The 14,560-nt window shown below is 40.3% G+C and carries 13 protein-coding genes and 1 pseudogene; 10 read left to right on the plus strand and 4 right to left on the minus strand.

Annotation, left to right across the window (positions count from 1 at the left end):
• Window positions 1–67 precede the first annotated feature (67 nt).
• Together DCC39_RS17635 and DCC39_RS17640 are read left to right on the plus strand one after the other, a co-directional pair.
• Window positions 68–883 (plus strand): annotated as a pseudogene (locus DCC39_RS17635) (L-dopachrome tautomerase-related protein); the annotation flags it as partial.
• A 76-nt stretch (window positions 884–959) separates the two neighbouring features.
• Window positions 960–1,859 (plus strand): SDR family oxidoreductase, encoded by a 900-nt coding sequence (locus DCC39_RS17640; protein WP_116556209.1) that lies wholly within the window; start codon window positions 960–962, stop codon window positions 1,857–1,859.
• Here DCC39_RS17640 and DCC39_RS17645 read toward each other — a convergent pair.
• On the minus strand, window positions 1,826–3,049 hold the full coding sequence (locus DCC39_RS17645; protein ID WP_116556210.1) for an AGE family epimerase/isomerase: 1,224 nt from the start codon (window positions 3,047–3,049) through the stop codon (window positions 1,826–1,828). The genes DCC39_RS17640 and DCC39_RS17645 overlap by 34 nt on opposite strands.
• Before the next feature lie 530 nt (window positions 3,050–3,579).
• On the opposite strand from DCC39_RS17645, the gene DCC39_RS17650 reads away from it, so the two are divergent.
• From DCC39_RS17650 to gucD, 3 genes are all read left to right on the plus strand, one after another.
• Entirely contained in the window at window positions 3,580–4,353 is a 774-nt protein-coding gene (locus tag DCC39_RS17650) for an IclR family transcriptional regulator (RefSeq protein ID WP_116556211.1), read from the plus strand.
• 61 nt (window positions 4,354–4,414) lie between these two features.
• A complete protein-coding gene (locus tag DCC39_RS17655; RefSeq protein WP_116556212.1) occupies window positions 4,415–5,308 on the plus strand; it encodes a fumarylacetoacetate hydrolase family protein in 894 nt (297 codons plus the stop codon).
• A 43-nt stretch (window positions 5,309–5,351) separates the two neighbouring features.
• Entirely contained in the window at window positions 5,352–6,818 is a 1,467-nt protein-coding gene (gene gucD / locus DCC39_RS17660) for an alpha-ketoglutaric semialdehyde dehydrogenase GucD (protein ID WP_116556213.1), read from the plus strand.
• A 105-nt stretch (window positions 6,819–6,923) separates the two neighbouring features.
• Here gucD and DCC39_RS17665 read toward each other — a convergent pair whose 3' ends face one another.
• Window positions 6,924–7,691 (minus strand): IclR family transcriptional regulator, encoded by a 768-nt coding sequence (locus tag DCC39_RS17665; RefSeq protein WP_165820925.1) that lies wholly within the window; start codon window positions 7,689–7,691, stop codon window positions 6,924–6,926.
• A gap of 244 nt (window positions 7,692–7,935) precedes the next feature.
• On the opposite strand from DCC39_RS17665, the gene DCC39_RS17670 reads away from it, so the two are divergent.
• The 4 genes from DCC39_RS17670 to DCC39_RS17685 all read left to right on the plus strand — a co-directional run bounded on the left by DCC39_RS17670 (window position 7,936) and on the right by DCC39_RS17685 (window position 12,333).
• Window positions 7,936–8,394: a MaoC family dehydratase gene (locus tag DCC39_RS17670; RefSeq protein ID WP_116556215.1), complete on the plus strand. Its 459-nt coding sequence runs from the start codon at window positions 7,936–7,938 to the stop codon at window positions 8,392–8,394.
• Window positions 8,395–8,420: 26 nt separating this feature from the next.
• Complete coding sequence (locus DCC39_RS17675) at window positions 8,421–9,647, plus strand: CaiB/BaiF CoA transferase family protein (RefSeq protein ID WP_205948542.1); 1,227 nt, start codon at window positions 8,421–8,423, stop codon at window positions 9,645–9,647.
• Window positions 9,648–9,797: 150 nt separating this feature from the next.
• On the plus strand, window positions 9,798–11,126 hold the full coding sequence (locus DCC39_RS17680; RefSeq protein ID WP_116556216.1) for an MFS transporter: 1,329 nt from the start codon (window positions 9,798–9,800) through the stop codon (window positions 11,124–11,126).
• A 49-nt stretch (window positions 11,127–11,175) separates the two neighbouring features.
• Window positions 11,176–12,333, plus strand: coding sequence for an ABC transporter substrate-binding protein (locus DCC39_RS17685; RefSeq protein WP_116556217.1), 1,158 nt, complete (start codon window positions 11,176–11,178; stop codon window positions 12,331–12,333).
• Between the two features lie 139 nt (window positions 12,334–12,472).
• On the opposite strand, the gene DCC39_RS17690 is transcribed toward DCC39_RS17685, so the two are convergent.
• Window positions 12,473–13,042, minus strand: a complete 570-nt coding sequence (locus DCC39_RS17690; RefSeq protein WP_116556218.1) for a hypothetical protein — start codon at window positions 13,040–13,042, stop codon at window positions 12,473–12,475.
• Between the two features lie 175 nt (window positions 13,043–13,217).
• Between DCC39_RS17690 and DCC39_RS17695 the strand changes: the two genes are divergently transcribed.
• Window positions 13,218–13,820 carry a TetR/AcrR family transcriptional regulator gene (locus DCC39_RS17695; RefSeq protein ID WP_116556219.1) on the plus strand — a complete coding sequence of 201 codons (603 nt, stop codon included), beginning with the start codon at window positions 13,218–13,220 and terminating at the stop codon, window positions 13,818–13,820.
• 586 nt (window positions 13,821–14,406) lie between these two features.
• Here the strand turns inward: DCC39_RS17695 and DCC39_RS19700 are convergent.
• On the minus strand, window positions 14,407–14,547 hold the full coding sequence (locus DCC39_RS19700; RefSeq protein WP_276309936.1) for a multicopper oxidase domain-containing protein: 141 nt from the start codon (window positions 14,545–14,547) through the stop codon (window positions 14,407–14,409).
• Window positions 14,548–14,560 lie beyond the last annotated feature (13 nt).

Consider the following 14,560-nt stretch of genomic DNA (forward strand, 5'->3'; position numbering starts at 1 on the left):
AAATTATCCCATATTTATCAAAATTTAGGGGGGAATTATCTCGAAGAATTTTTACTCTTCAAGGCTGGTGTTAGATACAGCGGCGCCAAACTTTTCTGAACCGATTAAAGGGGGAGCAAAATTAGTCGCTGTTGATTTAAAAACCAATACAATCAGAAAAGTATATACCTTTGCAGAAGACGTTGTCCTTCCAACGACGTATTTGAATGATGTCCGATTTGATTTTCGGGTTGGAAAAGCAGGCTATGCCTATATTACGGATTCGTCTTCCAAAGGACCAGGAGCTATTATCGTCGTAGATTTAGAAAGTGGTATCGCATTCAGACGGTTAAATGGAGCAAAACCAACTTCACCCGATCCCTATTTTTTACCGAAAGTAGAAGGTGCAATTTTGATGAATCGAAACAAAGATGGCTCAACTTCTCTCTATAGAGGGGCGTCGGATGGTATAGCCATTTCTCCCGATGGAAAGATTTTATTTTTTTGTCCACTAACCAGCCGCCATTTGTTCTCGATTTCAACAGATGCCCTGCGGGACAGAACGATACCGGATATCGATTTACTTTATCATGTGGCGTATTGGGGAGAAAAAGGTGCGTCTGATGGAATGATTACCGATGCAAAAGGAAACGTTTATGCCGGAGACTATGAAAACAACAGTATTCGAAAGATATTGCCGAATGGGATAATGGAAACCATTGCACATGATCCAAGAATTTTATGGCCGGATACTTTTTCGATTGGCCCGGATCAATACTTGTATGTCACTGTGAACCAATTACATCGGCAGGCAAGATTTCATTATGGCAAGGACCTAAGGCAAAAACCTTATAGTTTACTGCGTATAAAAATCGATGAATTACCTGCTCCTACCTTTTCATAATAAAACTGATCGAAAAAAACCACTAACATTGATTTTACCCTGAATTAAAGAAAAAAGAAGATAATGAGGTGGTACGATGGACTCAAAGCATTCCTATTATGGAACTGAAATAAAATGTGAAGAGGTTTCAATTGCCTTTCCGCCCCAACAGCAAGCCAGACAGCCGGGATTGGAATATTTAATGATTCCCCGGCCGATCTATGATAATCCTCACTATATTGGAACTGGAAAAATGAAGGGCCGGGTGGCAATCATCAGCGGGGGCGACAGTGGAATTGGCAGAGCTGTAGCGGTAGCGTTTGCGAAAGAAGGGGCAAATCTAGTCCTAGCCTATTTTGATGAACATGCAGATGCTATAGAAACAAAGCAAGCCATTGAGAAATTGGGTCAACGATGTCTTTTGGTTCCAGGCGATTTGCGCAGTAAAGAGCACTGCAAGGAGGTGATTTCCCGTACGCTCGGAACGTTTGGCAGAATTGACGTTCTAGTCAATAATTTAGCGGTTCAATTTATTCAAAATCGTTTTTTGGATATAAGCGATGAACAGTGGCATACAACATTCGACACAAATATCCATCCTTTTTTTTACATGACAAAGGCGGCGCTTCCTCATATGACTGCAGGAGGCAGTATCATTAATACAACTTCAATTAATGCGTATATTGGCCGAAAGGATTTGATCGATTATACGACGACGAAAGGAGCGATTGTAAGCTTTACACGGGCGCTTGCAAATAACGTTGTCGACAAGGGCATTCGGGTGAACGCTGTTGCTCCTGGACCGATTTGGACGCCGCTGATTCCCGCGACCTTTTCACCTGATATGGTTAAAACGTTTGGGAACGACGTGCCAATGAAACGAGCCGGTCAGCCATACGAACTGGCCCCTGTCTATGTCTTGCTTGCTTCAAGTGACGGTTCTTATATTACGGGTCAGACTATTCATGTTAACGGTGGTGGTTTTGTCGCTTCGTAATTGTGATTAGAAAAACAGGTTAATGCGGTGAGGCAATTCGTAATGGGATGATAATCTGTTTTGGGAGGGGGGCTTTTTATATTGCTGTAACGGTGATTCGTATTATTTAACAGCTGATACCACCCCCCTCTTTCTTGATCGACAAAATATGTCCAGATATAGGCAAATAGGTCATTATACAAGTGCGGTTCGCTACGATTGAACACTGCCCACAGGGCCGATGCCCCTAATGCCTCTGCCATGACCCAGTAATATTTGTTAAAATCGATGATGATTCCATTGGGAGCCATGCTAAAGCAAATGCCTCCATACTCACGATTTAAACCTAAGCATAGAGCGTTCTGAAATAAGGATTTTGCTCTTGGTACACGCCAACCGCTAGGATCAAGCTGCTCAAGACGCAACAACAGCTTGCTCCATTCAATCGAATGGCCAAAAATAAACCCATAGGGACGCAGTTCGCTTTTTGTATTACCATAGTTGTAGGTCCAGTTGATTGTCCAGTCTTCATAGTAATGCTCCCAAATGAGAGATCCTGATTGAGAAAGAAGACGAAACATCACCGATTCAGCAATGCGCTTCGCCCGCTCAAGATAAAGTTTATTTCCGGTTGCTTCATACGCCGCCATCATTGCTTCGCATAGATGCATATTGGCGTTCTGACCGCGGTAAGGCGATATTTTGGACCAGTCAAATGACATTTCATCGAGGTAAAGCCCATCTTCTTCTCTCCAAAAATAGCGTTCCAATACATCGAATGTATCGGCTATCATGGGAACAGCGGACGATATTCCCGCTTTGGCTGCCGTAGCGGCGGCCAACAGAACAAAAGCATGGCCGTAGGCTTTTTTCGTTGATTCAGTTACGGCCTGGCCCTTCAATTTCCAATAATACCCGCCGTGCGTATGGTCTCGTTGATGATACCATAGAAATGAAATTCCGTGCTCTGCCTTCCGCCGGTATTCTTCCGAATGACTCAGCATCCATGCCACACTGAAAACATACACAAATCTTGCTTGGCCTACAAGCTGCCTTGTTTCAAAATCACATATTGTTCCATCATCAAGAAAGCAGTTTATATATCCACCGTTAACGTTATCTATACATCTAGGTGCATAAAAGTTAACCGTATCAAGGATATGTTGTTTTAAAAAATGCGGAGAAGTAAAACTTGGGAATTTCTTTCCCATATTGGCGTCCTCCTTCTATATAGATAGACTCCCGACATTCGCAGAATGTGCAACCTCGGACTTCTGTCTGCATATAATTGACATTTCTTCAATATTGATAAGGGGCTTTCATCATTTTCCGAAACAGATATGAAGCTTTTAACCCATCTTATGTATTACTTCCGAGATATATAAGTAATTGGTGGGGCATTTATATCCCCTTAAAATTAAGGGTATCGCTTTGCGAAACAGAATTGGCGTCTCAAGTTATATGAGAAAGTCCCCAATATTAACTTTATCCGCATACCTGGTGCAAATCACATCATCACAAGGACCACATCAGTCATTTTTTTAGATAAATAATCCAAATGCGGGTCTTGCCAACTTTTCAGTTTCTTTAATGGACAGAATAGGAGATTGCTTCGGCAATTTTGATAGACTCATATTTTTGTTTAAATCAATTGACAGGGTGTTTTCATTTTTAGTAATATTAACTTAAAGTCATTATTCAAAACTTAGTTTTATAATATAAAACAAGGAATGGGATGCTTATGCCAATTATTCAGTCTGTAGACAGGGCTCTTCGTATCTTGGATTTGTTTGACGAACATACGACAGAGTTGAAAATTACAGAAATCAGCAGTCTGATGAGGTTGAATAAGAGTACGGTACATTCCCTTTTGAAGACCCTTCAAAAGCATCATTATATTGATCAGGATGAGGACGGCGGCAAGTACAAGCTCGGGATGAAGTTGTTGGAACGGGGGAATCTTGTCACCAGTCACTTGGACATTCGCACCGTTGCGAGAAAGTATTTGCTTGAACTTTCAATGAAAACGGGGTATACACTTCATCTTGTGATCCAGGATGGGAATGAAGGCGTCTATATCGATAAGGTGGAAGGGACCTCGGCAACGATTTTGTACTCACGAGTCGGAAGAAGAGTTTCTTTACATTGCAGCTCCGTAGGTAAAGTGTTACTTGCTTTTAAAAAGAAAGAAGAATTAAAGCAGATATTGAAAGGATATATTTATAAGAAGCAAACACCTAATACAATCACAAACGAAAAAGATTTTCTGAAAGAATTGGATCAGGTAAAAAAAGAAGGATATGCCATCGATCGCGAAGAAAACGAGCCTGCAGTGTCTTGCATCGCTGTTCCAATTCGGAATCATTTGGAAGAGGTTATTGCGGCGGTAAGTATTTCCATGCCTTCACCTCGTCTCAATGATGAAGAAATAGATAAGATTGTTCCAAAATTAAAGCAGGTGGGGGATGATATTTCAAGACAAATGGGGTATCAGCATAAAGTTTTAAGCAGTTAAATTTTTTTTTATACTTTTTCAAGAACGTCGTTCTATATTATAAAACAAATGGAGGATGAGCATGCGGATTATTCGTTTTTTAAATGGAAATGGCACGCCGCAATTGGCGGCTCTCACTGACGAAAACCAAGTATTTGAGCTGCCTTACAAAGACCTGTTAACAATGGTAGAGAAAGCGAAACAAAAAAATGTGACAGCCCTGGCTCTAGTTCAGGAATTCATTCAACTGTCACTTCCTTTGGAAGCTGAGCTTAAAGACCTCACATTACTCGTTCCAATCGAAGCGCCTGAAGTTTGGGCAGCAGGCGTAACGTATGAAAAAAGCCGTGATGAAAGAAACTATGAAGCTACCGGCGGCAAATTAAACGCCTCAACCTTTTACGACAAAGTGTATGATGCAGAGAGACCGGAACTTTTTTTTAAATCTTCGGCGGCTCGTACGATTGGGCCGGACAAGGAGGTTTATTTAAGAAGCGATTCCAATTGGCAGATCCCAGAGCCGGAATTGGGCATGGTTTTGAACCGCGAAGGGGAAGTCATAGGATACACTATCGGTAATGATATGAGTTGCCGTGATATTGAAGGGGAAAATCCTCTTTATCTTCCTCAAGCGAAAATTTGGAAAAATTCTTGTTCTATCGGTCCCGCGATTCGTCTGGCGGAAACCGTCGATGATCCTTATCAATTTCAAATCATCTGCCGAATTTATCGTGGGGGGTCAAAGGTATTCGAAGATTCGGCAAGTACGAGCCAGTTGAAGCGGGAACTCGGGGAACTTGTTTCGTATCTTGTCAGGGAGAATACAGTATTTGACGGCACGGTTCTTTTAACGGGAACGTGTATTGTTCCTCCACATGATTTTACTTTATTAGATGGGGACAGGATTGAAATTGAAATCCCGGGAATCGGCATTTTGAATAATCCCGTAAAAAGCCAGGTTCAACAACCATCATAGGTTGGTTTAATAGCAATTATTAATAAGGAAAGGTGATTAAAAAATGACCGTTCAGGAAACTGTAAAAACCTACAAAAACTTTATTGGTGGAAAGTGGCTGAGTTCTTCTACGGAAAAGGTCAAGCCAAGTACAAACCCTGCAAACAAAGATGAGATTGTAGGATATGTGCAAATATCTTCAGAGGAAGACGTGGATCAGGCAGTTGAAGCAGCGAAACTGGCAAAAAAAAGCTGGCGAAAGCTGACGGGTGCTGCCAGAGGGAATTATCTGTACAAAGCAGCGAATATAATGGAAAGCCGTTTGGATGAAATTGCGGAAACGATGACAAGGGAAATGGGAAAAACTTTTCCTGAAGCCAAAGGTGAAACAGCAAGAGGAATCGCCATTTTACGTTATTATGCCGGAGAAGGCATGCGTAAAACAGGTGATGTCATCCCTGCGACTGACAGCAAGGCACTCATGTATACAGATCGCGTACCTTTAGGTGTTGTCGGACTTATTACACCTTGGAATTTCCCAGTGGCCATACCAATTTGGAAAATGGCACCTGCATTGATTTATGGAAACACGGTTGTGATCAAACCAGCCGAGGACACGGCTGTTACAGCGGTCAAAGTTATTGAATGTATGGAAGAAGCCGGATTTCCTGCCGGTGTTGTGAACCTGGTTACGGGAAGAGGTTCGGTTGTTGGCAACAGGATGATTCACCATCCGGATATTAACGGCATTTCTTTTACGGGATCGAACCAAACAGGAAAGCTAGTAGCCGAAGGTGCGATTGCCAGAGGAGCAAAATATCAGTTGGAAATGGGCGGTAAAAACCCGATTATCATTGCGGATGATGCAGATGTGGATGCGGCTGTTGAAGCGACAATTAGCGGAGGTCTCAGTTCCACCGGGCAGAAATGTACGGCAACGAGCCGGGTGATTGTACAGGAAGGAATCTATGAACGTTTCAAAGAAAGATTGATAGCAAGGACAAAAGAGCTTACGTTAGGCGATGGGATGAAAGAAAATGTGTATATGGGTCCCAGTGCGAACGAAGGCCAATTAAATACCGTGCTTTCTTACATTGAAAAAGGGAAAGCAGAAGGTGCAACACTCGTGTTAGGCGGAAATCGACCAAAAGATCCTGAATTACAAAACGGATATTTCGTCGAGCCGACAATCTTTGAAAACGTCAAATCTGATATGGCCATTGCCCAGGAAGAAATTTTCGGTCCTGTATTAGCCCTGATTAAGGTTGATACGATTCAAAAAGCTTTGGAACTGGCAAACGATGTATCATTCGGTCTCAGTGCTTCAATTTTTACAAAAAATATTGAGAACGCCTTTGAGTTTATTGATGAGATCGACGCCGGATTGGTTCGGGTGAACTTTGAAACAGCTGGCGTAGAGCTGCAGGCTCCGTTTGGCGGCATGAAAGATTCAAGTTCAGGTTCTCGGGAACAAGGAGAAGCTGCCAAGGAATTCTTCACCTCAATCAAAACGGTTTTTGTTAAGCCGTAATAATGGCGGCGAAGTGAATAGAAAGTTGAGTTAATTTGAAGGGGATTCCAAATGGTATTAATAAACTTGGAATCCCCTTTCTTATGCTTTTTATCGAAATGTTTTCTATTGCAGTGATCTGGAAATTTTATTAGCAGCCTCTTGAACATCCTGTATCATTGCTGGGAATTGGGTAACCATCCTTTGAGTTGGGCCTGACAAACTAATAGCTGCTATTATATTACCTTCATAATCTTTAATAGGACAGCTAATAGCACTGGCTCCGTCACCCAGTTCGTTATGCGTAGTTGCATATCCCTTTCTTCGAATCTGTTCTAATTCCTCTCTTAATTGTTCTTCAGTAATAATGGTTTTCGTAGAAAAAGCTGACAATTCTACATTGTTTAAATAAAAAGTAAGGTCTTCCTCAGAAAATCCAGATAAAAGTGATTTCCCTGTTGCGGTGGCATATAAAGGGACTTTATCTCCAACTGGCAAGAGGACGACTAATGTCTTTGAACTTTCAACACGTTCGATAATGAATCCTTCTAACTTTGAAGGAGCTAATGTAGCCAAATAACAAGTTTCATTATGGATGGATGTTAACTCTTTCATAATAGGGAGTGCGATTTTCCGTATGTCTATGTTTTCGTAAACTTGTAAACCAAGCCTCATGATAGACAGGCCTAAACTATAGCCAAGCGATTTGTCATTTTTCTTTATGAATCCTCTGTATTCTAACGTTGTGAGTATATTGAAGCATGTGCTTGAGGGTAACTCAAGTGTCTCTGCAATTTCTTTCATTGAAAGATCAGGACTTTGGCTAAGTAACAAAATAATATCGATTGCTTTATTAACTGACGGGACGATACTCTTTGGCTTTTGGTTTTTCAACTGACTCAACTCCTTTTCGTTTTATATATATGAATTATACACCAAATATAAAGATAACTTATCTTAATTTAGTTTGCAACAACTCTTTTAAAAGAATAGGGAAAACGTCTAATCCCTTTATTTCCAAAGGGTAATTCCCTGCCATTTCCTATTGACAGCCAGTTGGATCTATTGTAATTTAGAAATAACAATAAAACATATATATGATTTTAATTTCATATATACGAAAAAAGGAGTGTTTTTTATGGGAGTAGATCGTTACTGGGACGATTATAATGTTGGAGAAATTTTTACAACAACAGGAAGAACTGTTACAGATTCGGATATTCGAATGTTTTTTGGGGCAACGGACGCCAGTCATCCTGCGCATGTGGATGCCGAGTATTGCAAACAACACCCTTTTGGAAAAATTGTTGTACCGGGTGCTTTAACGATTGGAATTGTTGATGGATTTGTATTAAGAGATGTCGTTTCACAACGGCTAAAAATAGCACATTATGGGTATGATAAAATCCGTTTCTTAAGACCGGTTTGTCCTGGAGATACGATTTTTCTTGAGGTGAAAGTTCTTGACAAGAAAGAACGCAACGAAGAGTTTGGCGTTGTCACATTTGAATATAAGGTTAAGAATCAAAAAAATGAATCCGTTGCCATTATTCACGATCTTCAAATGATTGAAAAGCGGCAGGTTAAAGAAAAATAACAAAATGTACAATGGAGGAGAAAAGAATGATGAAAGATAGTGGAGCATTAGACGGGATTAAAGTTTTAGATTTTTCATTAGCGATGTCGGGGCCTTTTGCAGCTCAAAAATTAGGTGATATGGGCGCTGAAGTTATAAAGATTGAACCGACAGGGGATGGCGAATGGCACCGAACTCGGCCAGCTGCAAATGCTTGGGTGAACAAATTAAATTCTTCTTTTATTTCTTTTAATCGAAATAAAAGAAGTTTATCCATAAACTTGAAAACCGAAGAAAGTAAGGAAATTATGAAGCGACTAATTAAAAAAGCAGATGTGATTATTCATAACTTTCGACCGGGGGTTGCTGAACGATTAAATATTGATTATAAAAGTGTATCAGAAATAAATGAACAAATTGTTTATTGTTCAATTTCAGGATATGGGGAAACGGGACCCTATGCCAAACGACCGGGCCAAGACCTAATTCTTCAAGGATACAGTGGTGCGATGTGGAATACTGGGACAAAGAACGATCCTCCTTTGCCTTTAGGCATGTATGTAAGTGATGCAACGGCAGCACATATCGCGTTTGAGGGAATATTAGCAGCTTTATTTTATAGGGAAAGAAAAGGTAAAGGTCAAAAGGTAGAAGTCAATATGTTAAATGCTGTTATGGATCTTCAGGTTCAAGAGCTAAGTGTTTATCTAACTGGAGACGTTAAACCAGAACGAACAAACGAACCTTTGGCTAATATTTTTTTAACTGCGCCTTATGGGGTTTATAAAACAAAAGACAGCTATATGACACTAGCAATCGGTCCGATAGATGTGCTTGGCGAGGCTCTTGACAACGATCGGTTACGTTCGTTTACAGAATGGAATGACGGAATGATTCATCGTGATGAAATCTACAGAATTGTTTCCGATATTCTGCCACAAAAAACAACAAAAGAGTGGATAGACATTCTGGATCAATACAATTTTTGGGCAGGCCCGGTTTATGATTATAACGATTTAATTAAAGATCCACAAGTTAAACATAATGAAATGATTGTAGAAATGGATCATCCGACTGAGGGTAAATTGAAACTGCTTGGGATACCGTACAAATTTTCCGAGTCGCCTGGAACGTTTCGATACTATCCTCCATTAATAGGCGAACAAACAGATGAGATTTTATATGAAGCCGGGTTTTCGCAAGAACAAGTGTCGGAGTTAAAGAAGAACAATGTTGTGTTTAATGAAACGGATCCAGTAGAAGAACGGAGTTAAAAAAATTTAAAATCAAGGCTGTTTTAATGCTGAACGGCCTTTCTTTGAAATTTGTTATATGCTAAAAGTTCAAAAGCATTGGTAAATAATGGTATTTCAAAGGGAGGTGTGGTCAATTCATTAATCGAAGCACGAAGGGGGCTTTTTAAAATGGAAAAAAACTTTAAACGAACGATTATGGCTAGTTTAATTGGAAGCGTTTTAGAATGGTATGATTACAACTTATATGGATTAATGTCAGCACTAGTATTCAACAAACTGTTTTTTTCGGACATTGAAGGCTCCGTTGGTGTTCTTCTGTCATTGGCAACGTTTGGAATTGGTTTTCTTGTAAGGCCAATTGGCGGTATAATATTTGGCTCCTTAGGGGACAGGCTTGGTAGGAGTAAGGTGCTTATTATCACCATTTTGCTGATGGGAACAGCCTCTACGCTAATTGGGCTTGTTCCGACATACAATACCATTGGATACTGGGCTCCGTTAATCTTGGTATTTTTACGCATTTTGCAAGGCCTTGGCGCTGGTTCAGAATATGCCGGAGCAGTCATTGCTATTGCAGAAAACGCACCAATAAAAAGAAGAGGTTTTTATGCTTCTCTTCCGTATGTCGGCGTATCTATTGGTATACTTCTTTCCTCAGGTATATTTGGATTAATGAAAATGTTACCGCAATCCGATTTTATGGCATGGGGATGGAGGGTTCCATTTGTAATAAGTATTATTTTGGTTATAGTTGGCCTGGTTTTAAGGGCAAAATTGCAGGATTCTCCAGTATTTGAAAAGGCTAAGCAGCAACAAAAGAGAGTGAAACACCCAACCATCACTGCAATTCGCACAGCGCCAAAGGGAATCATTTTAGCTTGGATGACTTCAACTGCGGAAAATTCAGTTGGTTATTTCTTTCAGACGTTTCTGGTTGCTTATGTAGTGAGTAACCTTCATATGTCGGAATCACTAACGCTTCTTTCATTGACTGCTTTGGGATTTGTCAATATTTTCAGTATTCCTTTGATGGGTTTGCTTTCTGATAAGGTGGGAAGAAGGCCTGTTATAATGGGAGGAGGGATAGCGTCGGCATTATTTGCTTTTCCGCTTTTCTGGTTACTTGATACGAAAAGCCCGATTCTTATTGTGCTATCCATTGTTGTAGGAAGCTGCATTTTTAAAGGGGCTATTACTGCTGCGCAAGCTGCCTGGTTTACCGAATTGTACAGCACAGAGATACGCTACACGGCTTTTGCGGTAGGCAGAGAGTTTCCAACGATTATAGGCGGTTTAACTCCTACAATTGCAAGCGGTGTCCTGATTTTGTCAAATGGGCATACTTGGGTAATCTCTCTATTAATTGTGATTTTCTCAATCTTACCTTTTATTGCCGCTTTAATAGGACCAGAGAATTCCCACCTAAGCCTGAATGAAATCAATAATAATCAACAAAAAAACCAAAAAAACGGGTCGATTTTGAAAGCATCAAATTAACGTTTTGACTTAACTCTTGGGCAAGTGAAAGAATTTTGGAGGTGAATCAATGGTTAGTCTTAAAGGGATGACATGGGATCATGAACGGGGTGTCAGTCCACTCAAAGCTGCTAGTATCGAATTTCACCGTTCTCATCCAAATATTGATATTTCATGGGATGCTAGGCCACTTAAGGATTTTGAAGATTACCCTGTAGAACTTCTGGCGGAAAGGTATGATCTAATCCTTTTGGATCACCCTTTCATAGGAACGGGTGTATATAAGAAGGTTATAGAGCCTTTGGATAAATGGCTCTCCATGGAGTATCTGGAAGATCAAAAGAAAAACAGTGTAGGGAAAAGCTATGAAAGTTACGAATGGAATGGACATCAATGGGCATTGGCTGTTGATGCTGCGGCGCAAGTTTCAGCTTATCGAAATGATTTACTTGAAAAATTAGGGATGGTGCTACCTGAAACCTGGGATGATATGTTTCGCTTTATTCATTCTTTACCTGAAGGTTATAAAGTTGGTTTGCCTCTAAATCCGACGCATGCTTATTGTAGTTTTATTACTTTGTGTGCCGGTTTAGGTGGCGAACATTTCTGGAATGAGTCAATCGGAATTAACTCCGAAGCAGGAGAAAAGGCACTTACTTTACTAAAAGAACTTGCCCCTGTGATTTATAAAAAATCATTTGAAATGGATCCTATCCAAATGTTAAATCTCATGGCGGAGGATGATGAGGTAATCTATGCTCCATTAATTTTTGGCTACTCAAACTATGCACAACCGGGATATGCACCCAATGTGCTAAGCTTTAAGAATATACCTGCTAACAACGGGGAGCCAAAAGGGAGCATTTTGGGAGGAGTTGGAATTGCCTTATCCTCCTATTCTCAACATAAGCAAGAGGCAATCAACTTTGTAAAATATGTTTCGAGCGAAAAATGTCAGCGAGGTTTGTTCTTTGAAAACGGAGGACAACCGGGTTATCGTACGGCTTGGATGGACGATAAAATTAACGCAAATTCCAATAATTTTTTTAAGGAAACTCTCCGAACGTTGGACCTAGCATATATGCGACCCAGATATTATGGATACAATACTTTTCAAAAAAACGCTGGAAAATTGATAAATCAGTTTTTGTCAAGCGATGACCGTGACATTAAAGCTGTTCTTCAAATTCTAAATGATATGTATCGCAATTCTAAAATCCCCAATTGATCATTTCTGGGGAAGTGATTCCCCGAAACCTCCGGGGAATTTTTTATGCCCTTCTCATATTTTCTATTTCCTTTCCTAGTCTTAATCTCTGATCAAATATAAGAAATGGCACTATATTCATAATGACCCATGAATGTATTCATACTTTTTCAATGGTGTTATGTGTTGCTTTGCCATAATGATCGACGGCGAAGCTAAATAATACTTTCATCAAAAACAGTACGCCAATGATCAGCATATAAGGCGTTATCCCCGGCAGCATAGGTATGCAGCCCAGACCAATAGACAAAAGCAAGCCCGCTACGAATAATTGCGAATGCTTTCCGATAAGGCTATTTACGATAAATGCCCCGATGATCGTATAAGCCCATATCCCCAGTGAATGCCAAATATTGGTATTGAGAAGAAGGGCAATAAGCACGATATGGACATGGATCGCAATGAATATAACCCGATTTGTTTTTCGCGCCGCATAAAAGTTGCTGGTTGAAGCCGTAAAATTCGCTATGCAGCCTGCAAAAACATCGAATATCAATAATATTGCCAGGGTGCTGCGCCATGCCGGCAAATGGCCGGTCAATTCCGGGAATCTGTAATATAACGCAGCCGTCAGTGCTCCGCCAAAAAGCAGTATCGCCAGAATGGATGCTACAGACTGTTTTTTACCAAATACATCGTGCAAAAAAGAAGGAATTCGAAGTTGTCTCATGTCACGCCACTCCCATCATCAATAATCGTTTTATTTTTATAAAATTATGTACTTTATATAGTATTAAACTCTAAAACTATTATATCTTGACAAATTCGATTGTTCAATATGTTTTGTACTATTTTAATTGAATCGGTATAAAACTTTAGTTACACTACATATGAGGTGAAAGATGATGAACGGCTACGAACGACGGAAACAGAAAAAAATGGAGCAAATCTTCGGCGCATCGATTGAATTATTTTTCAAATACGGCTTTCAGAAGGTCAGCGTGAATGAGATTGCGGATAAAGCGAAGGTTTCCCCTGCAACCATATATAATTACTTCGGTACGAAAGAACAGCTCTATACCGACTCCCTGATAAATTGGATGGACAAGCAACTGGCTCAGTATGAGGACATACTAGATTCCGGGTTATCTTTTCCTGAGAAGACGAAAGAAATTATGCTGCTGGAGGCTAAAAACTTGAAAATATTAGCGGATGAGTTTCCGAAAATCTCATCCTCCAAGTTGAGCGGGGTGGTGCAAATGATGGACAGTTATAGTGAACAGAAGATCGAGCATTTTTTTAAAAAGTTTGTCGCGCTTGGAAAGCAAGAGGGGTATATACGGAAGGATCAAACTGAAGAAATGATGATGCGTTACTTCACGATGTTCCAGAATGAACTGCGCCGGTATTGGGAGGCATCGAATCAAGAATGGGCCCCCTGGAGTATGGATCAATTGATGGAGTTGTTCTTCTATGGGGTAGCTGGGCGGACACTGCCACAGGAGTAGAGAAAAAACGAATTCTTTTTTTGAGGAGATATTAGATACCTCGATATTACAGTCGTTTGTTCTAAGTTGAACATCGCTACAATTTCCAGAATAGCTTCGCAATTGATGTCCAATCCTCCGCAAGTTCGGGATTTGAAATTCATCAACGATACGGGAAACTGGAACACGGAACCAGCCTATCCCGATAGTTATTTTCTAGGTATAACTTACGAGTCCAAAATCAGAAACAAATGGGAACTGAATATTTGGTTTGTAAATGAGCCTTAAAAACAACCCGATTTGCAGCATATTCGTAGGATGCCTGATCGTCTTACTCCGGCAGCGATTGTCTCTGTTTTAAGCATTAAAACCGTTTGGTCCGTACGACCCGAGTATGGGAAGCAAGTAACAAGATTCGATATCTATACCGCTGTATTAGATAATAATGTACGTACACCTGACGAATTCAAGTAATGGCTGGAAAGCCGAAACAACCATTTCAAGTAAAAAATCCAAGAGTTTATTGCTTCTTTTTAATCTCGGCTCTTTTGCCCGTATTTAAGCGAATGTTGCCAGCTCTTTGGAATATTCGTAATCATGATCAATCCTATTCCGGACTATTACCCGTTTCGGTTCCTATCGCGAAAGGAGTGTATACATTTTCATAAGCCACATGCATCGTCATCCCTCTTAACGCATGATCCAAATTGTGACAATGATCCATCCATAGTCCGGGATTATTTGCCAAGAAAGCAACTTCA

This window comes from Pueribacillus theae, assembly GCF_003097615.1.
Lineage (GTDB): Bacteria > Bacillota > Bacilli > Bacillales > UBA6769 > Pueribacillus > Pueribacillus theae.